Source organism: Staphylococcus caprae, assembly GCF_002902725.1.
Taxonomy (GTDB): Bacteria; Bacillota; Bacilli; order Staphylococcales; family Staphylococcaceae; genus Staphylococcus; species Staphylococcus caprae.
Window position 1 is genome coordinate 22,184 of the sequence record NZ_PPRT01000019.1, and the last position, 24,151, is coordinate 46,334.

Here is a 24,151-nt window from a genome sequence, read left to right on the forward strand (position 1 = left end):
AAGTATTGAAAGGTGTGGAAAGATGGGAATTTTATCGAGGTTTAAAAAAGAACCAGAACCGATTCTTGAAGAAGACTTTGTTGATGATGGTTACGATATGGAAAGTATTAGTCTTTCTCAGCCTCAAGGTGGGTTACAGTTTAAAGAAAGAAATATTATAGGTGGTGACGGGTATACGACATGTTTAACAATTTATGATATACCCTCTAAACTCAATGATAACTGGTTAGATCCAATCGTGAATAGAGAAGGTGTGATTTCTGTTGTCGATATTGGTGAGGAAGATAGATATCGTACAATTAAAAAGCTTCAAAGATCAATGGGAGAACAATATACGAGAGTGATTGATCCTAATGGTCAAACGCTATCTAAATTAGAAGCAAGAAATTCATATGATACGTTGCGAGATATGTTAGAGAAAATCAATCTACATGGTGAAACAATAAAACGATTTAATGTTCGCCTGTATATCTCTAAAGATACAGAAGATGCTTTAGAAGAAGAAGTCTCATCAATTAGAAAAGATTTAGAGGCTAAAGGTTTTAAGTCCCAACTGATGCAATTTGAGTCAAAAGATAATTATTTATCAATGTTTTTATCTCTAAAACAACAAAAAGAAAACTTAAGTAACTATCGTCGTGGTATTCCAATGGAAGCAGGGATACTAGGTGGGTCATATTACTTTAACCATGAACAAATTATAGATGAACGTGGTGCTTACTATGGACAGACGTTAACCCAAGGGTCGGTTATCCTAGACTTCTTTAAACATGATGCTATTCGTACATACTACAATACAGTTATATTTGGAAAAATGGGTTCTGGGAAATCAACGCTATTAAAAATGATTGAAGAAGAACAATATGCCAGAGGTAACTTTATTCGAGGATTCGATAAGGCAAGAGAATTTGGTGCGATATTGGAAAGACAAGGCGGTCACATCGTCGCATTGGATGGGACAGATGGACGTATTAACTTCTTACAAGTCTACCCTACAGCTACAAGGAAAAATGAAAAGGGCGAGCATATTATTTCAGAAATAGGCTCTTTTAAACAGCACATATCGAAACTTAAGATGCAATTCAGTTTAATGAATAAAGAGCTCACAGATACAGAACTTAAAGAAATATCAAGTGCAATATATGATTTCTACATTCATAAAGGTATTTATGATCCTAAAAAGGGAGAAAATCAGAATATTGTGAACTTAAAAAATGAGGAATACCCCACATTAAGTGAATTTCATGATTATATCGTTGGATATATTAAAGAAGCAAAACGCAATAGTGATATTACACAAGAAAAGATTCGTTCTTTCGAACGTATTTTAACAACAGTTAAAGAGATGGTTACAGAATATGGAGAAATCTTTGATGGGCACACAACCATTGAAGATATGGAAAACGAACAAGTTGTATTCTTTGATATAGAAGGACTGACATCTCTATCTAAAGAAGTACAAGACACAATGTTATTTACAGCACTTCAACTGATATGGTCACAAGCATTAAACCAAGGTCGTAAGTACAAAACAATGATCGAGAACGGTGAGATCAATGAAGCTGATGCTAAACGTTTTATGTTTTTCATTGACGAGTGTCAAAACATTATTAATGCGAATAATCTTCAAGTAGTAGAATTTGTTGTTAAGTTCCAAAAAGAAATGCGTAAGTTCTTAGCAGGTATTATTTTTGCGACACAATCTCCTAAAGAAATCCTTCCAGAGAGTAATGATCAGATTGTTGTCAGTAAGCTTAAACAAATATTTGCGTTAACACAATACAAGTTTTTGTTTAATCTCGATTCTTCTGAAATAGAACAAATGAAACGAGTACTTGGAGATATTTTAACTGAATCAGAATATCGTATGATTCCTAAGTTTAAACGCGGTCGTACCTTACTAAGTATCCAAGGATTGAGTAATACTATTTTTAATGTTCACCCGACAAGACAACAGTTGGATAGATTCAAGGGTGGATTATAGTGGACAAAATAAAGCACTACATTAACTGGAAAATAATATCTTGGATCGTGGGTATTATCGGAGGACTTTGGACATTACTTATTGGTTTAATTCTTTTAATACTTTTATTAGTTATTGTAGTTATTGGTCTTAATGACTCTGGTCAAAAGTCAGGGTGTAGTGTTGATGGTGCACCTGTAGCAAGTGATGTTTCAAATAAAGGGAAAAAATTATTTGAACAGAACGCCAAAAGTGGAGAATTAGAAGGTAAAGTAGATGCTGCAATTAAGATTGCCAAACAAGAAAAAGTACCACCTTCTTTATTCTTAGCAATTATAGCAAGTGAATCAGGATGGGGAAAATCAGCTAATGCAACTGATCAGCACAATCCTCTTTCTATTATGGGGAGTGGCCCTTTAAGACGTTTTGATACCATTGAAGATGGAATGAAAGCAGGTGCGAAAAACCTCTACGATTTATATATATCAAAAGGATTAGATACACCTGCCAAAATACAACCCAAATACGCACCGAACGGTGCAGGTAATGACCCTACAGATTTAAATAGTAATTGGAAACGCTCAGTGGAAAGTATTCAAAAACAAATGTCTAATGGTAAATCTAGTGATTCTTTTGATACTGGTGATTTAGCAGGAGATAATTGTTCAATGTCTTCTTCATCTGTAACTGGTGGAGGAAGCTTAAAAGCACTTTCCAAGTTTAAAGGAAGCTTACCATCACCTAAGAATAAGGCACATTCGACACAAGCAGCACAAGGTAATCTATATACATATCTTGAATGTACATGGTATGTATATAACAGACGTAAAGAACTCGGTATTCCAATATCAACATTTTGGGGTGATGCAGGCCTATGGGCAGGCAATGCTAAAAAAGATGGTTATGCAGTAGGTAAAAAGCCAGTAAAAGGTGCGTGTGTCACATGGCCGATACAAGGAGGTATGCCTCATGGTCACGTTGCATTTGTTGAAGGCGTCTCTAAAAACGGTAAAACAATACATGTAAGTGAGTATAACTGGGCACCCAAAATTCATAGTTATGGAGAACGAACAATTAAGGTTCAAGATCAAATGCAGTTCATTTACTCTAAAAAAGGAAAAAAATAAAGTGAAGGAGTATTGTCGATGAGAAATCGAAAAGTATTAGGTTTGGTATTAGTACTCGTGGCGATAGCATTAGGTTTTGTATTATTCTTTGTTGTTAAAGACCAATGGTTCGGAAATTCAAACCAATCAAATCAAACGGAATCTCAATCCGACAGTAAAAAAGAAAACAAAGATGATGAAAAAAAGATTGAAGAATCCAAAAAAGAAATTAATGACATGGATAAGAAGTCAAAAGATAAGAAAAAATCTAAGGACGAAGATAGTAGCCAAAATAGTAATAAACAAAACAATTCAGGAGGGGATTTAAATAAACGTACTGAATATTTTATAAACAATATGTTTACTAATTTAAACCAAGAAAATTATCAACGTATAAAAAATAACTTAAGTACCATATGTACACCTCATTTCATGAATAAATATTTCAGAGATAAAGATAGTCAATATAATTTCTATATGGATGTAAATATTTCAGGGTTTGATATTTTTGAGTCTAGACGTCCACGTCCAAACGGAAAAGTGCTTATTGCGACATTTGAGCGTCAAACAAGTCCAGCACATTCAGAAAATGCTGATATTAAGCCATCGCATGAAGAAATGACTGTTCAAGTCACTTATAAGAAAATGAATGGCAAAATGTTAGTTGATGATTTTGAAATTAAGAATACTGAAGACTTAGATGATACGAATGATGAAGTAGATGAATAATCAAAAAGCATAAAAAGGAGGTGAACTTGAGGTGGGAAATGTTAAAGAAGCTACTAAGAATGGATTCAAGAAGTTTAAAAGTAGTAAGAAGGCATTTTATTTGAGCCTTCTTGCGATCCCTTTTTTGATATATTTAGGTATTTATATATATTCTCTGACGCAAAATCATACTTATAAGCTATCAAAAGAAGACATGGCAGAAGGTGCCTCATTTGATAACTTTAATTTAGTCGTTCAAGACCAGAAGTATAATCCTAACAATGGAACGTACATTATAAAAATTAAAGCTGATACTGATAACGATGAGAAAGTTATTTTAGATAAAGATAATTTATCAGTCAAAGCGATTACTAATAAAGAAAGAAAAACGTATAAACCTAATGTGTATCACACATTAAATGACTATTTTATAGTAGAACTCGAAGACATTCCTAAAAATTATGGTTCTTTAAAACTACACTTTGACTATAAAAGTAATAAAGGAAATGATGAAGGTGTAGATAAAGAAAAAGAAAGTGATTTATATGTTTCAGCACTTGGTAAAAATATCGATAAATCACTCCAACCAAAATCTAAGAAAGAATATTATAAAGAAAGTTACACGTATCTAGAAGACAAGATCACCAAAGAGATTGAGGGAAAACAAAAAGATATTAAAGAGAACAAAGATAATATTCAACGATTAAAAAAAGAAAATAAGAAATTAGATCCGAATGATCCAATATTAAGTAATAAAGATAAAAGACAGACTCGATCAACTTTAGACGATAATAATTCATCTATACATGAATCTAAAGAGAATATCCATAAGGATAAAAAAGATATTAAAGAAAAAGAAAAAAATAGGGAAAGCGTAAATAAAATTATAAATAAATTGTAAAAAGTGATGAAAGGAGGTGATTATAGTGATAAACTACAATTGTGCTCAACAAAAAAAGAGAGCAATTCCAAAAAGAATTGCTCCCGTGATGGTCAATTTGGTGTGTGAAGTCAAATTGACATGAAAATGATGAGTTGTGTGAAATTCACCATTTTCGAATTGGTAAACTAATAATAAAAAGTATTGAAACACAACAACACACAGCTCAAAAAACAAACGCCTAATTAAATAACACATAAATATGTGATAAGCCTTTGATTGTTAAGAGCACTTGTATGTGATGTGCTTGTTTAATGATACTATTTTTTATTCTATAAGTAAATAGAAAAAGCTTAGTATACCATCATTCTTTCGTCGTAATTGTGAAATTACGACACAATTTATTAGCCATTGGTAAAAACTAATTTTAGAAAGTAGGTTGAATTGATGAAAAAATCAAATGTTGGATCAAAATTATGTATGACAGGATTATCAACGGCATTGTTGATGTCTTCATTAAGTTATAACCATGCTAATGTTGCACATGCCAAAGACACAAATGACAATACATCCAAAAAGAAAGCACAACAATCTCAAACATCATCAACTTCAAAAGCAGTCGATGATGCGGATTTGAAAAGTGCAGTAGCAGAAGCAAAAAAAGCAGGTGTTAATGTTAAACAAGGTAACATTCAACACCATAAAGTTAGTGGAAAAAATGCTAAAGAAACACAAAAGAAAATCCAAGAGGATTATCAAAAACAAATTGATGAATTAAAGAAAGCAACTAAAAAAGCAAAAGAAGATCAAGATAAATATAAAAAAGAAGTTGCTGCAGTTAAGGAATATAACGATAAGCAAATCAAAAAATATAATGATGAAGTAAAAAAAGAAAAGTCAACTGTAGATAGTGGTAAGAAAAACCCTTCAAAACCAAAATATGGTTCGAATATCAATGGTGATAAGGGTAAATACTATACTAAATCTGGTTCATGGCATAATTTAAAATCAAAAACAATTGATAACGATATTCATGTGAATGCGACAGGAACTGTAAAATCCTTTAAAGACTTACAAAATGGAAACTTTGCTATTCATGCATATTCAGACAAAAAAGGTAAGCTTGCGAATGACAAAATCGTTCAAAAAGTATCATGGGGCAATGTAAAACCTAAAGGTAAAGTTGTCAAAGGGGATAAAATTACTGAAGATATGCATAAAAAAGTGCCTGGTTTTAACAAACCAGCATACAATACATCAGGTAAAAACAATCCATTTGGTAAAACAACACAACTCTATTCTGTTAAAGCAGGCCAATGGGTAACAATTCCAAACGCAGTTCATCTTGCTAATGGTAAGAAAAAAGACCTTAAAGTTAAATTCCAAAAATCAGGTACTAAGTTAGATTACGGTAGTAATTGGGTTACTTTCTGGAATGAAGGTGGTTCTATTAACTACTACGATGGTACACATGATTTATCACATACACCGCCGAAAGACAAAATTACAGCGAATTACAAAGTCGGAGACGGTAAAGATAAATACTTATGGACAGGTGCTACATTCGATATTGATGGTGGTCAAGCCCTTACAATGGAAGACAACAACTACGCTATTGTGGCCTTAGGTGGCGGATTAAAAGTAGATAGCGATAAAGTTAAAAAAGTAACAAGTGCCAAACCTCTTGGGAAAACTTGGGGTAAAGACAAAGGCTCAAATTTATTAAATGGAACATCATCAGTACCAGACGGAACAGCTATTTTTGCTAAATACGATAATGTCATCAGTCACTCAGTAAGTAATACTGGTGTTAAAGGCTCAACGTTAGTCGCAAATGGGGACTTTGGAATGCACGTTAATACGAGTATTGCTGAGTACCCAAAATTGAAAAAAGAGCCTAAAAAACCTACACCACCAAAAGTGCAATACAATCTTCAAGATATGAGTATCACTCCAACAACGAAAAAATCAGTAAGTAAAAAAGATGTAGGTTACGATAAAGATTATAACTATACACTAGATTACCAACTACCAGTAATTAAAGATAATCAAGACTCTAAGAAAACAAAAGATGAACAAAATACATCTAAAGCGACGAATAATGAAAACCCTAAAGATGAGTTTAATGGGAAATATGAAAATGATTACCATACATTTACTTTAGGAGACGACTTACCAAATGAGTTACGAATCCAAAAAGATAAAATCAAAGTAACGGATGACAAAGGTAAAGATGTAACTAAAGAGGGTGACCTTAAAGTAGATGAAAAAAATCAATCATTCAGATGGACACCTAAAAAGCCGTCAGATTTCTCATCTAAAAAGCTAAAAGTCACTGTAGCATCACAAGTAAGCAGTGAAGCAGACTTAAAGAAATGGAAAAAAGATAATAATACTTTTGAAATACCAAACACAGGATATCTTGAATTAGATGGAAAGACACTTCCAACAAATAAAGTGCCAGTATTTGTGAAGAAGAAAGTTAAAAGCGATATTAAAAAACATATTTTAGAAGATAACCAACTTAAAGAACACAATAAATCTGATAAAGGCAAAGATATTAATTATCAACTCGATTACACATTAGGCAATGATAAAAATTATAAAAAAGTATCACTCAAAGACGATTTAGAAGACGTTGAAGATTTAAAAGGCGTTAAAGTATATTTACCAAAATCCCAAAAAGATGAATTGTCTAAGAAGGAACTTTCAGATATTCAAAAAGCATTAAAAGATGCACATACGAAACAAGATCAAATTCAGCCAGATGCTAACGACGATAAACAAGATCAGTCTAAAGACGATAAAAATGAAAACAACAAGGCTAAAGCAGATGGTATTAACATAGATCTTTCATCTGACAATATTGAAAAAGCTAAAAAAGATAAAGATGGAAAAATTGATTTAAGTTCCTTACTCAAAATTAAAGATAAAGATAATGATAGCTTAAATAAAGATTTACAAGTGGATGATAATATTAAATATGACAGTAAACATCATGTTAAGCCAGGAACATACGAAGTAAATATTAAAGGTAAAGACATTGAGAAGACTGTCAAACTAAAAGTTGAAGATAAAGGTCAAATTAAGCTATTGCCAGGAGCTGATAATCAAAATGACAACACGCAAAAAACTTCAGACAAAGAAACAAAAGCATCAGACAATAGAAAGACTGAAAAAACATCTTCTAAATCAGAAGGTGAACGCTCAAATCGTAACGCTGACAGCCAAGTAAAAGAAGATGATAAAAACAGGGGAGACAAAGACGAAAAGGCAACAGAAGGTCAAACATCTAATAAAGGAGATATGGACATTACAAAGCTTGGTGATTTGAAAGTAGATAATAAAAAAGAAAGCTTTGTGTGGACACCTAAAGACACATCAATCCTTAAAGGCAAGAAGGTAAAAGTTTTATTAAACTCTAAATTCAAAGACAATGTCGATTATAAAAACTTTGCTAAAGGCGATAAATATGTAATTCCAAACATTTCTCAAATTGATTACGATGGTAAGACTGAAAATTCTAATAAAGTAGATACAGAAATTCCTAAACCTAAAAAACCAGAAGCAGCAGTACCACCTAAAAAAGAAGATCCTAAAAAACCAGAACCTAAGCAACCAGCACCTCAGCCACAAAAACCGACACCACCACAAAAAGCAGAAAAGCCTAAGAAAGAAGAACCGAAAAAAGACTTACCAATGACAGGTACTGAAAAATCTATCGCAGGTATTATTATTGGTTCAATTCTCATCGGTGTCGCTGGTTTATCAACATATATTTATAAACGACGTCAGTCGTAAGTATTGAGTATAACGGCACGTCTATAGTGCCGTTATATATATTAAATAAATAGGGGTGATTGGATGATGCTTGATTCAGAGATTGCACATGATCATAGAAGCTTAGTTTTGAATACTGAAGAATTAAGAGATCCAGAACTCGCTTACTTTAACGAAGATTTGGAACGGCGAGATGCTTTGCTTCGAATCATGGTGCAATACAATAGCAGTTTAAGTGAAATTATGGGGTATGAGGGAGAACAGTATAAAGATGTTCAATTTTGTATTAAAGAATTGGTAGGAAATATCAATAAAATACGCGTCTTACGTGAAGTTGAAGAAATGGACTTAAAATATCACAAAGGAGAATTAAAGTTTTGAAGAAATGGATTGCTACGTTAACCTTAGGGATTACAGTCGCTACTAGTTTGTCGCCACATGTGAGTGCACAAACAATGCACTCTAAACATGATAAAGTACAAAATATTGCTGATAATCATACGACAATAAGTAAAGATGCTAAGGAAAAATCTACTCCTAAAATCAATATGTATTTAGCTACACAAGAAAACATTGATTATATTAATGATGTACTGATGGGTCAAGGCTGGGATTTTGATGCCTATGCAGGTTTTCAATGTTTCGATCTTGCTAATGTCTATTGGTATCACTTATATGGGCATGGATTGAACGGTAGTTATGCTAAAGATATTCCATTCCAAAATAACTTTAGTGGAGAAGCCAGTGTTCATCGTAACACAGCATCTTTCAAAGCATATCCCGGGGACTTAGTTGTCTTTGGAGATCAATATGGAAATGGCATGGGACATGTCGCTATTGTGACAAATGGCAATGTTGATGGGAATTGGAATCAATTTGAAAGTCTGGATCAAAACTGGAACCACGGAGGTGCTAGTAAAACTGAAGTGGCACACAAAGTCATTCACAATTATGACTTGAGATCAGGTCAAATGTACTTCATTCGTTCATATAGATAATACAAAGTAAAGGAGAAAAGAATATGAAAAAGTTACCACTTAAAGTTTTATCAACAGCAACAGTTATTGGTTTAAGCACAATTACATTAGGTCAAGGATACGACGCACATGCAGATACAGGAGCAAAACCAACGATTACAGCACCATCTCAACAAGTTCAATATGGGAAAAAATGGGATCCTTATGAGAACGTAAAGGCAACAGATAAAGAAGATGGCGACTTAAGTAAAGAAGTATACTATGAACCACCTTATTTCACGACGACACAACCAGGTACATATCACGTGAAGTATGGTGTTTGGGATACAGATGATAATAATACTGAAACAAATCGAAAAGTCACTGTTTTAGAACAAGGTGCTCAAGCTTCTCAACCACAAAATCCTTCTGGACAAGGTACGCATCAAGGAGGGGAAACAACACCTAGTAAACCTGAACAACATTCACCATCGCATTCTAATCCACAAGATAAACCATCTACACAAGGGCATCAACAAAGTCCTTCGAAAGGCCAAGGACAAGTAGATTCTGGTTCACAAGATGATGTTCAAAATCATAATCAACAAGCAGCACCATCTCAATCACAACAAGATGGAACAACAAATAATGCTCAACAACAAACAAATATAGATAATGGCTATAATCATCATGACAATAAAGAACCTATTGCACCACAACACTCAGAACAAAATGAGGTAGACAATGGTTATAACCATGATGGACAAGGAAATGAGATTGCTCCATCTCAATCACAGAACGTTAATAATGGAATTCATGATATTACACCAAAGGCACCACATCATTATGGAACAACAAATAATAATATCGATCAAAATGACACAAGTTCAAAAGAAGAAAGTAAACCAATGATTAATCACAACACAGGAGCAACTCAAAACTATACGCCAACAGTTAAAAACAATAAAAATCTAAATACAGTACCAACTAAAGTACAAAATCGTTATAGTCAATATGATAAAGATAAATTACCAGAATCAGGTGTATCTACAACTCACCAAGGTATTATTTTATCCATTATATCGTTAGCTCTAGGTGCAACAGCAGTAATCTTTGGAATGAAGCGCCGTCAATCTAAACAAAATTAATCAAGTGGAGGTATGTTGTAATGAAGAAAGTGAGTAAATTAACAGGTCTTGCAGGAGCTTTGTTATTAGGTTCTACTATTTTTTTAGGGAATGGAAAAGCACATGCAGAAGTTGCTTCCTACCCATATAATGGCTTAAGTAGTACAAACTACAATCAATCGATGAGTCTAAAACCTAACGCTGGAACTATTCATATGAAACATATTCAAAATCCTAAAAAGGCAGGATATTCAGCTATCGGTCGTGTATCTAATTACGATGGTTGGAAAGGTCAAGGTAAGGATAGTATGGGCACTGGATTCATTATCGATGCACATACGTTCATTACAAATTTACATGTCGTTCAAAATGCGAATGGTAAGATTGCTCGCAGCCAAGATGTAAGAATGGTTACAGAACGCAATGGTTCACATCATAAATATACTTTCAATGCATCATCAATACAAAAAGTTCCTGGTGCAGATGCTGTGGTAGTACATACAAATCAAAATATGAGTAAATATGTGAAACCTTTAAAACTTGCAAGTTCTAAAACTATTAACAACCTTCATACAGGTGATCAATTCAAGGCTCCTGGATATGACAAATATAAGCTTCATGGTTCAACAAATGATAATACAAAACTATGGGAAGCTAAAGGCCGTTTCCTAAGAACAACAACAAATGGGAAAGAAATGATGACTAAACAAATTTTCCGTTCTGGTGGATCAGGATCACCTATATTAACAAAAGATAATAGAGTTATGGGAATATCTGCTTATGGATGGAACTTAAATGGAACTAGTGGAAATGAATTAGCTGGTGGTTTTAAATTTACAAATAATGTAAGATCATTCATACAAAAACATATGAAATAGATGATCAAGTATACTTTGTTTCCGAGAAGCTCACACTTCAAGCGTTAAACCCTTAGGTATAGCTAAGGATTGAGTAGTTTACAGTAAAGGGTAGATTTTGGAACAGTAAAAAGGACATTTTGCCACAAAAAAACCGTTAGTTTTTACTAACGGTTTTTTGTTATGTGTTACTTTTTGAGAATGGCACACACATCTTTGTAAGCATGTTTGTATTCGACTTTACTTGGATTTGCCTCAGACTTGAAACGAAAATATGCTAAGAGTTCATGATACTCCATTGTTGTTAGGTTATCTGGGATGGCGATGTCTTTTGGCAATTTTACTAGTTGCATTAGACGTCACACACCTTCTATACATTGTATATTTTCATTGTACGCCTCTCTAAAGAAAGTAGCATCACAGTCATTTTACAATCATATTAAGTATCTTGTAATAGAACAAAAGGTATGTGATATAATAATGCTTGAGCAAGTTGGAACGATGGTGGCTAATCTCATGAAAATGGGGTGATGCCTATGATTTTGGTTTCTACTCCAAGAAAGGAATAGCATTGTCTGATTATGAAATGCTGATGATTGTATTAACAATCATCGGTTTAGTATTAATTAGAAACGACCAAAAAAAATAACCATCCAACTTTAGCGGGTTAATGGTTATTTCGTGAAAATTTAACTCAAGCTACCGTCTTTCGAACGGGCTCACAGGGCACGAGTGTTAGCAGCACTTGTGCCTTTTTTCATCTTAAATATACATCAATTTGTACGATTTGTAAAATTTCTTTCATTACATTTACACGTATATTAACATCTCTTAGTCTCTCATTCTTCTAATGAGATTGAGCTGTTCTTCTATCAAGATATTCGTAACTAAATTTCTTACCATTATGAAGTGCATGTCCTTTGTAATTGCCTTCTAAATAATACGCTTTATCCTCCATGAACACCCAATCAATACAACTAATGATGAAGAATTCTTCTGATGGATTAATAGTATATACTTCTTTTTTTAATTCTTTTTCCATTTTTTTATCATAGACTTTAATTTTGAATACATATTCTGTATTTTTTTGATTAGGGAAAATGTCTAACGTATAGTGTGATGTATTACGTTTTTCTGTAAACAAAAACTTAGGATTTAGGGATTTATTAACATATTTGATATCATCAGCTTTGGTAAATTTATATTTATACTTGAAGAACAGATATACGATAATTAGAATTGCTATTATTACAAATAAGAGCACGTTGACCAGTAAATTCATCTAAACATCCTTTCTTTTTAATATTTAGTGCGCTGAGAGAAGCCTTGTGTTGCATCGAGAACGGTATTACACGTATTACATCTCAAACTCGTTGTCTAATGTGTTTGTAATAATGGTATTTTGAACAAATCTTTTCTTCTTTTTATTGTTTGTTAGACCTATATCGTCTATATTTTTTGAATCAAACTTCTCTTTGTCTAATGTATCGTTTTGTTCTTTAGTCTTATTTTCTTCCACGCTTTTAAGGAAATCGTTCCAGTCTTTACCCTCATCTGGAAGATGTGTTTTGAAAGTAATATCATTATCACTCGGATATTTGTATTTAACTTTTTCTGTCATTTGTTCTGCAAATGCTTGACCAGGTTCGTCATTATCAACACACAAAATGACGTTCTCAGGTTCTTTCTGATATTTTTTCACGAAGTGATTAACATGCGCATAAGCATTAGTTTCTTTCAGTCCGGACATTGATGCATAGGCATTATTTTCATTAGGGTGCAAGCTAGCGTAACTCATTGCGTCAATAGGTGCTTCAAATATAAGTAAGTTATTAGGTTCAACGTTGCCAGGCTTAAAGTTAAATCCGAAATGTCCTTGGTCAGTATCTATTTTTTTGAATGGTTTTTCCCCAGTGCCTCTTAAGTCTTGACCAACAACCTTATCCTCATGGTCTTTCCACAAAAAGACGACGTTATTATATTTATCTTGTTTAATTAATCCTTGGTTTGTTAAGTCAGTAACTAATCCATCATCTATTTTTCGTGTACTAGTCAAATAATCATAAGACTTAAAAGCGTCGATTCTTTTTACATAATTATCCTCATTATAAGAGAATGAAGGAGCCTTTTTGCCTGTTACTAAATCTTTATTGTAATTACCTATATCTTGAGAATTAAGTAATTCTACAGCATCTTTGAAGTTGTCCTTATAGAGATCCCCGGCTAATTCAGGATTCTGAATGAACTGTATTGGGCTGCCACTCCAATTTTTGTCTCCTCTATGTGAATTCCAGAAAAAGGCGTTATCATCGGGTTTTAACATGAGTGAATCGTGTTCTATTCCTTGGTAAAAACGTCCAGCTCGTTTGAAGCTTTGTCCAGCTAAAGTAGCAACCTCTAAAATTGACTTTTCTTCAGCAACTTTGATCTTATCTTTCATATTATTACTGTCTTTACTGTTATCTTTTGAAGTGGATTTTTGTTGATCTAATAATTGGGTCTTATCTTTATATTGATCGCTATTTAATTGATTCACTGATTCTGAATATGTCATTCCGATATTAACGAGGCATCGAATAGGATCTCCACCACGTTTTTTCTCTTTATCATAATAAATATTCTTCTTTTGATTAACATAGATATGAGGATTTGTTTTATCCTTATAATAATTACCGCGATCATGTACAATATCATGTCCATTTTGGTTAAGCACATCGATGATACTTTTATTTTTAGCAATATCTCTTTTTTCTTTAGATATGGATACATATTCTGACTTTCTTGAATTATGAGACACACTTGAAATTTCTGTTTTATTCTTGCTTTCCTCAGTAGTACGATGTGTTTCTGGGTTTTCAAGAACCGAATGATCGATCTCATTTTGTATTTCTTGTAGTTTTTCATAGTCTATATTTTTGTTAATATCATTAATGAAGTTTTTTGAGGATTTTGTCACATGTCTAAGAGCATCTGCTGTATCTTTGATATCTCTCATATTATTAGAGTATTCAGCAATGTACTTAATAGAGTTTTCACTTGGTTCTATACCATAGTGTTGGCTAACGACGTATGCGACCATTTCTGCTTCCGTTTCTTTTTCTTCCAAATTTAATGACCTAGAATCATCATGATGATAAAGAGAATGTGTGAGTTCATGTATGAAAGTATGGTTTCTTTCTACAGGGTCTAGACCCTGCCTTAGACCAATAATATGATCATTATTCTTTGTTTTGGCGCTAACACCTTTTTCAGCGCCGCCTATATCTTTATTTGAAAAAGTATGTCCTGTATAGTTATCTATAACTTCAATATTATTATCTATTGCGATTTGTTTTAATGATTGATAAATAGATTCTGTCGCTTGAGGAGAAGAAGTATAAAGCTTTTCTCTTCTATTAGGATAGTATTCTGGTATTTCATCAGCCTTTGCATTTGTTTGAGTGACATCGAAAACCGTGGAAGGTTTATAACCATTGAATTTGCGAGTAACCTCTAATTCCTTCATTTTCACTTTATTTTTGGTATCTTGATCCACAGCGTGTAATGGCTCTAATTTGCCATCTACATCTACATATTCTTTGAATTTTGGAGCCAAGATTTTAATACCTTTTTCTCCTCGATTCACATGGAAACCTTTATTTTTGAAATGTTGGTATGAACCTACATATTGCGCTGACGGATACTGAGCTTGTATCAGTATTAGATTTCGATATGAATAATTAGGGCTTTTTGCTACAAAATCTAAATATTCTTTTACTTTCTGAGGATCTTTTTGAAATTCTTTTACACGTTTCACCATTAAATCAGTAATTTCATTTTTCATATATTCCACACCTTTCAATACTTTTCATATTAGATTCAATCCAACTCTAAGAATATACTAGTCCCAATCAACACCAACAACTTCAGCAATCATAACCTGTATCTTTTTTAGTTCGTCATGCTTATTCATGTATTCAGATTGAGGATATTGATTGAAGTATGTTTCCATTGCTATATATTCTATAATAGCTTTTTGGTATCTATGCATGACAGTCTCATAGTCTTCATTATTACGCTTTGCGACTTTGCTTACATATTCTATATCAGCGTACAATTCTTTTTCATACCATTTACGAAGTTCGCTGGGAGATGGGGTATAATTCAAAAGAAATCCTCCTTTTCAGTTCATCATAGATACCTTGCGTATTATTTTCTTTCTAGTATGCTTGCATAATCAATTGTTGGTTTTCTTGGGTTTTCCATGAGTCCTTTACTAATAATGTATGATTCACCAAGCTCTAACTCTGCAATATCGTATTTCATTTCTTCTGTAAAATCTGATACTAAATACTCTTCATTATTATCATCAATGAGTCTTTCAAAGATTAATATGTTCTTTTCTAAGTCTTTATGAATGAGTTCGTACAAGTATTTAAGCTCAACCTCATTTTCATCAGTTAAAATAGGATCTAGATCACTTTCAAAATTAGAGTTTCTCATTTTTATCATCCTTTTTACTCAAAGTTTTTTTTAATATCTTGTGGCGCTGTTCCTATCTTCATTTTATCAACAAGTTCTCCTCTAATCATCAAACGCTGTCTTGCTTGTAAATCCTGACAGGTGATTAAAGTAATAATTTTACTGCCCTGACTATTTTCAACGACTTCACCATCATGAACACTTAGAACTTTTCTTTGTGTCGTTTTATATTGATAGATATATTTTCCATCAAAGGTATAGATATAATACCCAATTTGAACTCGATGAAGAGGAGAAAATAATAAATTAGGTGCCTCTACATAATGACCAGCTAAAGCATAATTACCTTCACCCATCCTTTGATTGGGTTTCATAGTACCTGCACCAACCCATAAATTTTGATCTGATACTCCCTCTAGTATAGGTAGATTCAAACCAACTTTTGGAATCGCTATGCGTCCTCTCAGATAATTTTTATTTAAGTGGGCTTTACGCATGTCTGAAGCTTTAATTGGCCGAACATTTGAGTAATCATAAACAACACCTGGATCATCTTTAAGTGGAATACTTCCATCATTAAGTGCTTTTTTTATTTCTTCTCCTGTATATTGATTACTACCACTACTATTATTATCTACTGTCGATTTATTTGTGAAATTATCCATATAACCTTTGTTTTTACTATCGTAATTTCCATTATTTTCTAACAATTTGTCTAGTTTTTTATTGTTTTTTTGAATCTTATCATTAGGTATTTCAGCCACCTCCTTATTAACATGATGACTAATAAGAGGGGAAATAACATGTTCAAATATCGGATTACTAAATATAAATAAAATTCCAACAATAAAAGTAAGTGTTATTACTGTTACCGATATTCGACGCATCCATTTATTTTGACGATATCGTCTTTGTTCATCTAACATTGACACCTAACTCACCCCCATACTTACAGCAATAAAAATAAGTGAACTATTAAATAGTAAGTGTACTAACATTGAGTATATTATTCTTTGCGTTTTATAAGTTAAAAAGCAAAGTAATAAACCACTAATAATGTAAGGGATGATGAACCCTGAATGCGCTAAACCAAATAGTAATGAGCTGACACTCGCGATAATAACTGGATGATGGTATTTTTTAACAAAAAATTGGAAAAATAATTTTCTAAATATCAGTTCTTCAATTATCGGTGCAAACAACACTCCAATGATTAAAGTTATAGGATTATTAAGATAAGATTCCGATCGATCTTTAAAATCGGTTGGATGGTATAATCCTATTTTATCAGCTATGAATCCAGTAATAATTTGTGCAATAAACATAAGAAGCAAGACGCCCAATGACAGTAATATTTTTTTCCAAAGCTTTAATGGCTTTGACGGTGCTTGTCGTATTTGTTCTATCCATTTCCAATTAGGAAGGCTTACATTCAATTTTTGTCACTGCCTTTCTTTTGATTATTGTTAGGGAATTCAAAGGCAACTTTGTCTTCCTCTACTTTTAAAAATGCGTCAAAAGATTTGCCCTTCTTAGACTTAAAACCTTTAAGTAACGATGTCTTTTTATTTGTGATCAATTCTTTAACCTCTTGTTCCGATATTTTTCGTTTTGCAATCTCTCCCCATATGACGAAGTCACATGAGTGCGATTGACATGGATAAAATGTTTTACCGTTTTTCATTTTTCTCTTAACGATTTGATGTGTGCCACACACTGGGCAGGTACCTAAATCGTGATTTACCTTCTTGAGGTCTTCGCTAGATATATTATTATTTATGTAACTAGGTAACTCTTCGGAAAAACGCAAAATGAAATTCTTTGTTTTTTCAACAAATTCTTCTCTTGTACCTTCTTTCTCAGATATTGATTTCAGATAGCTTTCCCAATCTGCTGTCATTTCAACACTAGAGATTGCTGTGTTGTCCAATGCTTTACATAAAATATTACCTTTATCTGTCATATACAGTTTATTTTTATTTACACTTATATAGTCTTTTTCAATGAGAGAGGAGACAATCTGACTTCGTGTTGCGGGTGTTCCTATACCATCTGATAAGTGTTCTTTTTTATTTTCGTCATCGACCATCTTTCCACACTTTTCCATCAAACCACCTTCACCACCTAGAGAAGCCTCTGTTAGACGCTTTGGCGGTTGTGTTTCTTTTTCATTAATATAGATATACAAAGGATTTTCTTCATTAAATATTGAATTAACTTCATATTGTGGTAAAACTTGATTTTCTTTTTGATTGTCTGAAATAACGTCTTTCCAACCGTTTTCAATAATCGTTTGTCCACTAGTAGTAAATAACAAATCATTAACTTTTAAGTTCACATATGTCTGATTATACTTATAGTCGTCTGCAAACATTGCTAAAGAATGTTCTAAAATAGCTCTATATATATTTTGTTGCTCAATAGAAAATTCACTAAATGTTTGTGGGGTTGGTCGTAGTTTCGTAACAATAATTGCATAGTGTTCTAATACTTTTTCATCATTAACATACTTATTTCTGGGTTCGCGATGGACAGGATTAAAATCCATATCAAGTATTTTTTGATATTCGCTTAAATCTTCATTAAGATACTCAAATTCAGCATGCGTTATATATGTGCAATCTGTTCTAGGATAAGAAACATAACCTTTATCGTACAATGACTGAACAATTGCTAGTGTACGTTTTAGACTATAACCCCATTTACGGTTAGCTAACTTTTGGATACCTCCTAGTTTTAATAAAGAAGGTGCAGATTTATACTTTACTTCAGAGCTTATATCCTCAATAATGCCCGGTTGTGGTTCGTTTGTTTGAATAGAGTGTTGTTCTAAAAATAGAATTGCTTCTTCTTTAGAAGTAAATTTACGCTTGGATTTATCAGAAAATGATACTTTATTAATCTCATCATAAGCAGTTAACGTATAATACTTCTCTTTTTTGAAACTTTGAATGGCTTTTTCTCTTTCATAAACCATGAACAATGTTGGGGTTTGAACACGTCCTACTGTGTACAATCCATCAATATTTTTCTTTCGTAATAAAAGCGTAAGTTGCACTGTAAAATTGAACCCAATTAAATTGTCCGCAATTGAGCGTGCGTCTGCCTCTAAGAAAAGAGGGTATGTTTCTCCGCTTGATTTTAGGTTTTTGAAATATTTTTTTAATTCTTGAGGTTCCTGGGTATTAGCCCACAAACGTTGAATTGTGAGATTGTTGTTTTTAACATGAGGAATGAAATTCAATATACTATAAGCAATATTTTCTCCTTCTCTTTCAGGATCAGTTGCAATGATTATTGAATCATTCATATTATTGAGGTTCGTCTCAATTAATTCCTTTATTGCATAGAATTGTCGAGACGTATAAGGGAGTATTTTTCGTTTCATTTTTGAGGGGATAAATGGATAGTCTTGAAGATTCCATTTTTCATATTTACTGTCATATTCTTTGAAATCACATAAAGCCACTAAATGTCCTTTAGCCCATGTGACAATCGTTTTATCTTGTAATACAGGACTATATCCTTCAATATATGTTTCTTTTGTATCGTTAACTTCTAATGCTTCAGCATACTTTTTGCCTTGATTAGGCTTTTCAGCCAGAACTAAAATGGTCATTTAACTTCACACACCTTTTTATTATTATTTTTTACATGTCCATTTGATTTTCCTGTTCTTGTAAATCTTTTTGAATATTTCTTTCTAGCTTTTGGTGTTCAAGTTCATGAATATAGTCATCTCTTTTACGAGCTGTTCTTTTAGATAACTTATATGCACTTTTCTTGAAAATACCCATTGCTTGTTTCATTTGATTCTTACTTTTTATTTGAGAATATGTCTTTTTCTTCTCTTTATTAAAATTATCATATTGCTTATCTTTTTCAATATTTTTCAGTTCTTTTAAAAAGGCATTACCTATATCACTTTTTATACGTTCTTTTTTATTTTCTTTATAGTCTTCGTAGTTTGAATTCTCTCCATATAATCTTTTATAGTTTTTTGTTTGCTTATCCAAAAGTTCTTCTAGTTTATCTTCACTTTCTTTATAATAAGGTGCAACATACTTTTCTATATATTGATCAATATCTTTTTGAATGGGTTTAATCTTTTCAGAGTTATATGCCCATGATTGATTAGTAGGCGGTAATTTTTCAACCAAGTCTTTATAATCTCTCTTTTGTTGTATTAAATTCTTTAAAGAGTGAATATCAAGTTTGGAAGTTTTAGTTCTTTCTTTCGCTTTTTCTTTGATTTCTTTTTTCACCTGATCGATTTCTTTCATTAAATTAATATCTTTATAGATAGAATTAGCAAAGGTACTTTTCATATTATTAATAGTTTTTTTCCTTCTCTTACCTTTGAACTGACCTTCATACTTTCCACTTTGAATAACTTCTCTTGTATTTTCTTCTTCAGAGCTTGCGATATGAATATGAATATTGTCTGTATCATAATGGATGTTTGCACACCAAAATGTATTTTCTTTATCCATGTTATTATCTTCAATCATTTTTCTCATCATTTTTCTTGTAGCATTTTTTACTTTAGACTCATCCAACTTATCGAGGTCTTCGTTATATAATTGATTATCGATAAGAAACTGATTATCAAAGGAGATAATATCTTGATACATGACATGATTTTTTTCGTCAGCTTTTTTAAATTTTTCTTTAAGCTGATTCATTTGTTCTTTACCTATAAATTCATCTTCATTAAAACTTGATGTCGTTCTTTTTATAGCATTTTCTTTGTTATAATCAGAATCGCTTTTTAATTTGTTTATAGATATATAGTCCAAATAATTTTGAGATAGATATTCTTTTTTAGTATCTTGTTCTTTATATTCATTACTATCTTTATCTGTACTAATATAATCAACAAATTTTTTGTAGCTTTTACCTTTAGAACTTCCTACTCTATAATTACTTGTTAAAATAATTGCAGGCAGTTGTTTTTGACTCATTTATATCACCACTACAATTCTCTTCGATTTGCTAGATAATGTCTTGCATTTTCTCTAGCTCTTTCGTAATGTTTATTTACAGATTGTCCTAAAGGAACCATGTATCTTTCCATGACTTGATCTGAATCTGAAATATCAGATAACATGTGTAACTCTATTAAAGTATTGAAATCTATACCATTTAATTTTCGTTTAATATACTGTAATTCTTCCAAAAGTTTTTCATCAGTGATATTTTTTTCATTATTATTATCCACATCCCTTTTTTTATTTCTCTCTTTAATATAGAAATCAATTAAAAATTTAAAACAATCAGTAGTGGTGGAAATATTTTTCTCTGATTTAATACTTGCTATTTTTTCATTGTATAAGTCATTTGAAAAAAAAGATTTGCGATAACTTTTCATAATTATTCCTCCTGTAATGATTCAAATATAGATATAAAATCTTGCTGTTGTTTTAGTAATTCTAAAATCTCTATTTGATTATTTAAGATCTTCAATAAAATTTGATTCATCCCTGAATATGGATTAAAAGAGAATTCTTTATCCAAATATTGGTAACAATGATTTTGAATAATTTCTAAATAAAGACTATTTACAGTACATCCATTTTTTTTAGCTTCTTTTTTTATTAACATATCTAAATTTTCAGGAAGATTATTAATAGTTCTTCTCATTTTTTATTCTCCTTAATTTATGAATGTCAAAAATATTTTGGTGACTCTTTAAAATTCTTTTCATCGCACTCTGAAAATAAATTTGTAATTCTGTTTCGACTTCTGAAATAATTTTTTGAAAGTGCGATAAAATTTTTTTCGGACTTGGAAATTTTTTTGAGGACATGTTCAAATTTTTTTGTAGAGTTTCAAAAAATTCTGATGCTATTTACTTATCAAAATCCAAAAGCGTACCAAAACCGTACGTTTTTATTGGTACGTTTTACGTACGTCTCGCAAAATATTGGTACGTTTTACGTACGTTTTTAAATTCCATGGTGCGTTTCGAGTACGTTTTTGGTACGTTTAGCGTACGTAGAGCCCTTTTTTTGCACACCATTTTGGAAACCCATTTGACACTGTCAAATCAATTCTTATAGCAAATATTGGTACGTGAAACGTACCAAATTTGTGCACGTTTCCCTTATGCTCTTGATTGAATTTATTATAGTGTCATTATACACCATAAATCAGAAGTAATCAACGATAGTTTGAATGTGTTTTGACCCGTGTGCGATAGAATTTTTTTCAGACTGGAAAATTTTTTGAGGACGTGTTCAGAATTTTTTCGTCGAACTTTGAAAATAAATTTGTAATTTTGGTTCGACTTTGAAATTATTTTTTGAAAGTGCGATAGAATTTTTTTCAGACTGGAAAATTTTTTGAGGATGTGTTCAAAATAAAAAAGAGACTTAAAAGTCTCTTTTTTTATATATGATAGTCACCTGCATGTGTCAGTAAAACAAAAAATGATTTATTATCATTTACATCTAGTTGCCACTTTAGTGATTCAATAAATGAATTCATTGTATATGAATCACTCATTATTTCTTCATTAACATTAATGAATAATCCAGATGTTTCATCTTTCTCCATGAGTTTTATTTGATTATAATTATTTATCATTGCTTCATTCATGTTATTTATTATATCTAATTGTGCGTTTTCGAATAAATAGAGTTTATCTTTTTCAACTTTTCTTCGTAAATTTGATAATCTAGTTAAGAAATTTATAAGGCGTTTTTTTGAGACATCAATCTTGATAAGTCCTTCATTGTCAGTAAATGACTCATCAATTTTAAACGGTGTGTGCGGCAGACAGTTAATAAAAATATCTTCTATTTCTTCTTTTGTAAGAGATTGATTATTGTAATCAACGTAGTCAATCATAGTACTTAGATGTTGAGGGTCTGGAAATGCATTTTCTAAATTGATACTTTCTTCAAGTTCTTCTAAATTAATGTCATTCGTATCTGTAAAATAGATAATCGGATTATGCATAACAAAAACTCCTTTTTTTATTATTTATTTATTTTTTCTGTGTTGCAAAGCCACAACAACAAGTCGTCATGAGAGATGACAAGGAGATAAGCCAAAAAATTTTTCGACTGGCTTATGCCTTAAAGAAAAAATTTTTGCGCCTTGTCAGATCGAATAGACTTGTTAATAGCATCATCTTTGATGATGCGGGTGAGCGTGCAACACAAAAAAATAAATAATAAAATTCCAAATAAATAGGGAAGTGATTCCTCACTTCCCTTCATTTTCATTAGCATTTTCTTATAGAAAATGCACAAGTGGCTAATGTATTTCATTAGCCACTTGCCAAAAAAGTTTGTCTTATACGTATTATATTTTGAGTCTTTTGTTATCTACATATCAAAACTGATTAATCATAATTAACGACCTACTGATTTTCCAAAATCAATTTCTTCTTCCCCGTAATATCCACGGTTACGATAAAAATCATGAATTTCGTCTATGATTGATTCATTACTTTTTGTAACACTAATCAATTCATCAAAACAAAGATGTGAGGTAAAATCAATGATTTCTTTTGTATTTTCGAAAACTTTCATTTGAAATTTTTTACATTGTTTATACTCATCAAATTGAAATGTCATTTCCCAAATCAATCTCATATTTTCAAGGTCTAAGATGACTTGAACTTCAATTTGTTCATCTTCTCCAATTGTTGTGTAAGCCAAAGAACATTTAAGGTTAGAATCAAAAACTCCTTCTCGTAAGTTCAACGTCTCTTCAAATTCTCTCAGCTTATATTTTCTTATGTTTTTACTTATTAGCAAATAATCATTAATAAACTCCTTAGTATTTGTCATACTCCACACACCTTTTACAAAAATATATTAATTATTTTCATGTTCATTAAGTAATGAAAACTCTAATACCAAATTGAATAACGCTAATAAAACACTTACCACTTTTAATAGAGTTATAATCTTTTCTTTCATTGTAAATACTCCTTTATATGATATAATAAAATTAAATTGAAGGAGGAGCCCAATCTCCTCCTTACAGAATTATCTTAGTAATTCTGTAATTAAAGTCACGATAGCTCTTAATAAGTTTATAATACTTATTAGGAGCTTTTTCGTGGAGTTCTTCACGAGAAACCACCTCCTTCAATTTCTCTTTCAATACCCAACCAACCACCACATCTCGTTGGACATCACCTCCTTTACTTTTTTATTATTTATTTAATTTTTTCTGTGTTGCAAAGCCACTGCAACAAGTCATCATGAGAGATGACAAGGGTATAAGCTAAAAAATTTTTCGACTGGCGTATGCCTCAAAGAAAAAATTTTTGCGCCTTGTCAGATCGAATAGACT

At 31.8% G+C, this 24,151-nt stretch carries 21 protein-coding genes; 9 read left to right on the top strand and 12 right to left on the bottom strand.

The features are described 5' to 3' along the window. The first annotated feature begins 22 nt into the window (after positions 1-22). From CD155_RS03785 to CD155_RS03825, 9 genes are all read left to right on the top strand, one after another. Positions 23-1,984, top strand: a complete 1,962-nt coding sequence (locus CD155_RS03785; RefSeq protein ID WP_103212563.1) for a VirB4 family type IV secretion system protein — start codon at positions 23-25, stop codon at positions 1,982-1,984. Next, entirely contained in the window at positions 1,984-3,090 is a 1,107-nt protein-coding gene (locus tag CD155_RS03790; protein WP_103212564.1) for a CHAP domain-containing protein, read from the top strand. The genes CD155_RS03785 and CD155_RS03790 overlap by 1 nt, the downstream gene beginning before the upstream one ends. An 18-nt stretch (positions 3,091-3,108) precedes the next feature. Then, entirely contained in the window at positions 3,109-3,798 is a 690-nt protein-coding gene (locus tag CD155_RS03795; RefSeq protein ID WP_103212565.1) for a hypothetical protein, read from the top strand. A 31-nt stretch (positions 3,799-3,829) separates the two neighbouring features. Then, complete coding sequence (locus tag CD155_RS03800) at positions 3,830-4,678, top strand: hypothetical protein (RefSeq protein WP_103212566.1); 849 nt, start codon at positions 3,830-3,832, stop codon at positions 4,676-4,678. Positions 4,679-5,104: 426 nt separating this feature from the next. Then, positions 5,105-8,458 (top strand): LPXTG cell wall anchor domain-containing protein, encoded by a 3,354-nt coding sequence (locus CD155_RS03805; RefSeq protein ID WP_103212567.1) that lies wholly within the window; start codon positions 5,105-5,107, stop codon positions 8,456-8,458. 63 nt (positions 8,459-8,521) lie between these two features. Next, positions 8,522-8,818, top strand: a complete 297-nt coding sequence (locus tag CD155_RS03810; RefSeq protein WP_103212568.1) for a hypothetical protein — start codon at positions 8,522-8,524, stop codon at positions 8,816-8,818. After that, positions 8,815-9,435: a CHAP domain-containing protein gene (locus tag CD155_RS03815; RefSeq protein ID WP_256605011.1), complete on the top strand. Its 621-nt coding sequence runs from the start codon at positions 8,815-8,817 to the stop codon at positions 9,433-9,435. The genes CD155_RS03810 and CD155_RS03815 overlap by 4 nt, the downstream gene beginning before the upstream one ends. Before the next feature lie 23 nt (positions 9,436-9,458). Continuing rightward, a complete protein-coding gene (locus CD155_RS03820; RefSeq protein WP_103212569.1) occupies positions 9,459-10,541 on the top strand; it encodes an immunoglobulin-like domain-containing protein in 1,083 nt (360 codons plus the stop codon). A 20-nt stretch (positions 10,542-10,561) separates the two neighbouring features. After that, positions 10,562-11,398 carry a S1 family peptidase gene (locus tag CD155_RS03825; RefSeq protein ID WP_103212570.1) on the top strand — a complete coding sequence of 279 codons (837 nt, stop codon included), beginning with the start codon at positions 10,562-10,564 and terminating at the stop codon, positions 11,396-11,398. Between the two features lie 826 nt (positions 11,399-12,224). Here CD155_RS03825 and CD155_RS03830 read toward each other — a convergent pair. The 12 genes from CD155_RS03830 to CD155_RS13070 all read right to left on the bottom strand — a co-directional run bounded on the left by CD155_RS03830 (position 12,225) and on the right by CD155_RS13070 (position 23,640). Next, complete coding sequence (locus tag CD155_RS03830) at positions 12,225-12,521, bottom strand: hypothetical protein (protein WP_256605010.1); 297 nt, start codon at positions 12,519-12,521, stop codon at positions 12,225-12,227. A 213-nt stretch (positions 12,522-12,734) separates the two neighbouring features. Next, positions 12,735-15,200 (bottom strand): DUF3991 domain-containing protein, encoded by a 2,466-nt coding sequence (locus tag CD155_RS03835; protein WP_103212572.1) that lies wholly within the window; start codon positions 15,198-15,200, stop codon positions 12,735-12,737. Positions 15,201-15,257: 57 nt separating this feature from the next. Continuing rightward, on the bottom strand, positions 15,258-15,524 hold the full coding sequence (locus CD155_RS03840; RefSeq protein ID WP_103212573.1) for a hypothetical protein: 267 nt from the start codon (positions 15,522-15,524) through the stop codon (positions 15,258-15,260). 41 nt (positions 15,525-15,565) lie between these two features. After that, positions 15,566-15,859: a hypothetical protein gene (locus tag CD155_RS03845; protein WP_103212574.1), complete on the bottom strand. Its 294-nt coding sequence runs from the start codon at positions 15,857-15,859 to the stop codon at positions 15,566-15,568. Between the two features lie 14 nt (positions 15,860-15,873). Next, positions 15,874-16,764 carry a class A sortase gene (locus CD155_RS03850; protein ID WP_256605014.1) on the bottom strand — a complete coding sequence of 297 codons (891 nt, stop codon included), beginning with the start codon at positions 16,762-16,764 and terminating at the stop codon, positions 15,874-15,876. A gap of 6 nt (positions 16,765-16,770) precedes the next feature. Continuing rightward, a complete protein-coding gene (locus CD155_RS03855; protein WP_256605009.1) occupies positions 16,771-17,163 on the bottom strand; it encodes a CPBP family intramembrane glutamic endopeptidase in 393 nt (130 codons plus the stop codon). Positions 17,164-17,270: 107 nt separating this feature from the next. Beyond that, positions 17,271-19,457 (bottom strand): type IA DNA topoisomerase, encoded by a 2,187-nt coding sequence (locus tag CD155_RS03860; protein ID WP_103212577.1) that lies wholly within the window; start codon positions 19,455-19,457, stop codon positions 17,271-17,273. 31 nt (positions 19,458-19,488) lie between these two features. Beyond that, positions 19,489-20,802: a MobP2 family relaxase gene (gene mobP2, locus CD155_RS03865; RefSeq protein WP_103212578.1), complete on the bottom strand. Its 1,314-nt coding sequence runs from the start codon at positions 20,800-20,802 to the stop codon at positions 19,489-19,491. An 11-nt stretch (positions 20,803-20,813) separates the two neighbouring features. Further along, complete coding sequence (locus CD155_RS03870; protein WP_103212579.1) at positions 20,814-21,209, bottom strand: hypothetical protein; 396 nt, start codon at positions 21,207-21,209, stop codon at positions 20,814-20,816. 2 nt (positions 21,210-21,211) lie between these two features. Beyond that, positions 21,212-21,481, bottom strand: coding sequence for a hypothetical protein (locus tag CD155_RS03875; RefSeq protein WP_103212580.1), 270 nt, complete (start codon positions 21,479-21,481; stop codon positions 21,212-21,214). Positions 21,482-22,228: 747 nt separating this feature from the next. Then, on the bottom strand, positions 22,229-22,801 hold the full coding sequence (locus CD155_RS03880) for a hypothetical protein (RefSeq protein ID WP_103212581.1): 573 nt from the start codon (positions 22,799-22,801) through the stop codon (positions 22,229-22,231). 398 nt (positions 22,802-23,199) lie between these two features. Further along, positions 23,200-23,640, bottom strand: a complete 441-nt coding sequence (locus CD155_RS13070; RefSeq protein ID WP_256605008.1) for a hypothetical protein — start codon at positions 23,638-23,640, stop codon at positions 23,200-23,202. Positions 23,641-24,151 lie beyond the last annotated feature (511 nt).

Coding starts and splice junctions, on each gene's coding strand:
- CD155_RS03785 (WP_103212563.1), top strand. CDS start 23: ATGGGAATTTTATCGAGGTTTAAAAAAGAACCAGAACCGATTCTTGAA.
- CD155_RS03795 (WP_103212565.1), top strand. CDS start 3,109: ATGAGAAATCGAAAAGTATTAGGTTTGGTATTAGTACTCGTGGCGATA.
- CD155_RS03805 (WP_103212567.1), top strand. CDS start 5,105: ATGAAAAAATCAAATGTTGGATCAAAATTATGTATGACAGGATTATCA.
- CD155_RS03810 (WP_103212568.1), top strand. CDS start 8,522: ATGATGCTTGATTCAGAGATTGCACATGATCATAGAAGCTTAGTTTTG.
- CD155_RS03820 (WP_103212569.1), top strand. CDS start 9,459: ATGAAAAAGTTACCACTTAAAGTTTTATCAACAGCAACAGTTATTGGT.
- CD155_RS03825 (WP_103212570.1), top strand. CDS start 10,562: ATGAAGAAAGTGAGTAAATTAACAGGTCTTGCAGGAGCTTTGTTATTA.
- CD155_RS03835 (WP_103212572.1), bottom strand. CDS start 15,200: ATGAAAAATGAAATTACTGATTTAATGGTGAAACGTGTAAAAGAATTT.
- CD155_RS03845 (WP_103212574.1), bottom strand. CDS start 15,859: ATGAGAAACTCTAATTTTGAAAGTGATCTAGATCCTATTTTAACTGAT.
- CD155_RS03850 (WP_256605014.1), bottom strand. CDS start 16,764: ATGTTAGATGAACAAAGACGATATCGTCAAAATAAATGGATGCGTCGA.
- CD155_RS03855 (WP_256605009.1), bottom strand. CDS start 17,163: ATGTTTATTGCACAAATTATTACTGGATTCATAGCTGATAAAATAGGA.
- CD155_RS03860 (WP_103212577.1), bottom strand. CDS start 19,457: ATGACCATTTTAGTTCTGGCTGAAAAGCCTAATCAAGGCAAAAAGTAT.
- mobP2 (WP_103212578.1), bottom strand. CDS start 20,802: ATGAGTCAAAAACAACTGCCTGCAATTATTTTAACAAGTAATTATAGA.
- CD155_RS03870 (WP_103212579.1), bottom strand. CDS start 21,209: ATGAAAAGTTATCGCAAATCTTTTTTTTCAAATGACTTATACAATGAA.
- CD155_RS03875 (WP_103212580.1), bottom strand. CDS start 21,481: ATGAGAAGAACTATTAATAATCTTCCTGAAAATTTAGATATGTTAATA.
- CD155_RS03880 (WP_103212581.1), bottom strand. CDS start 22,801: ATGCATAATCCGATTATCTATTTTACAGATACGAATGACATTAATTTA.
- CD155_RS13070 (WP_256605008.1), bottom strand. CDS start 23,640: ATGACAAATACTAAGGAGTTTATTAATGATTATTTGCTAATAAGTAAA.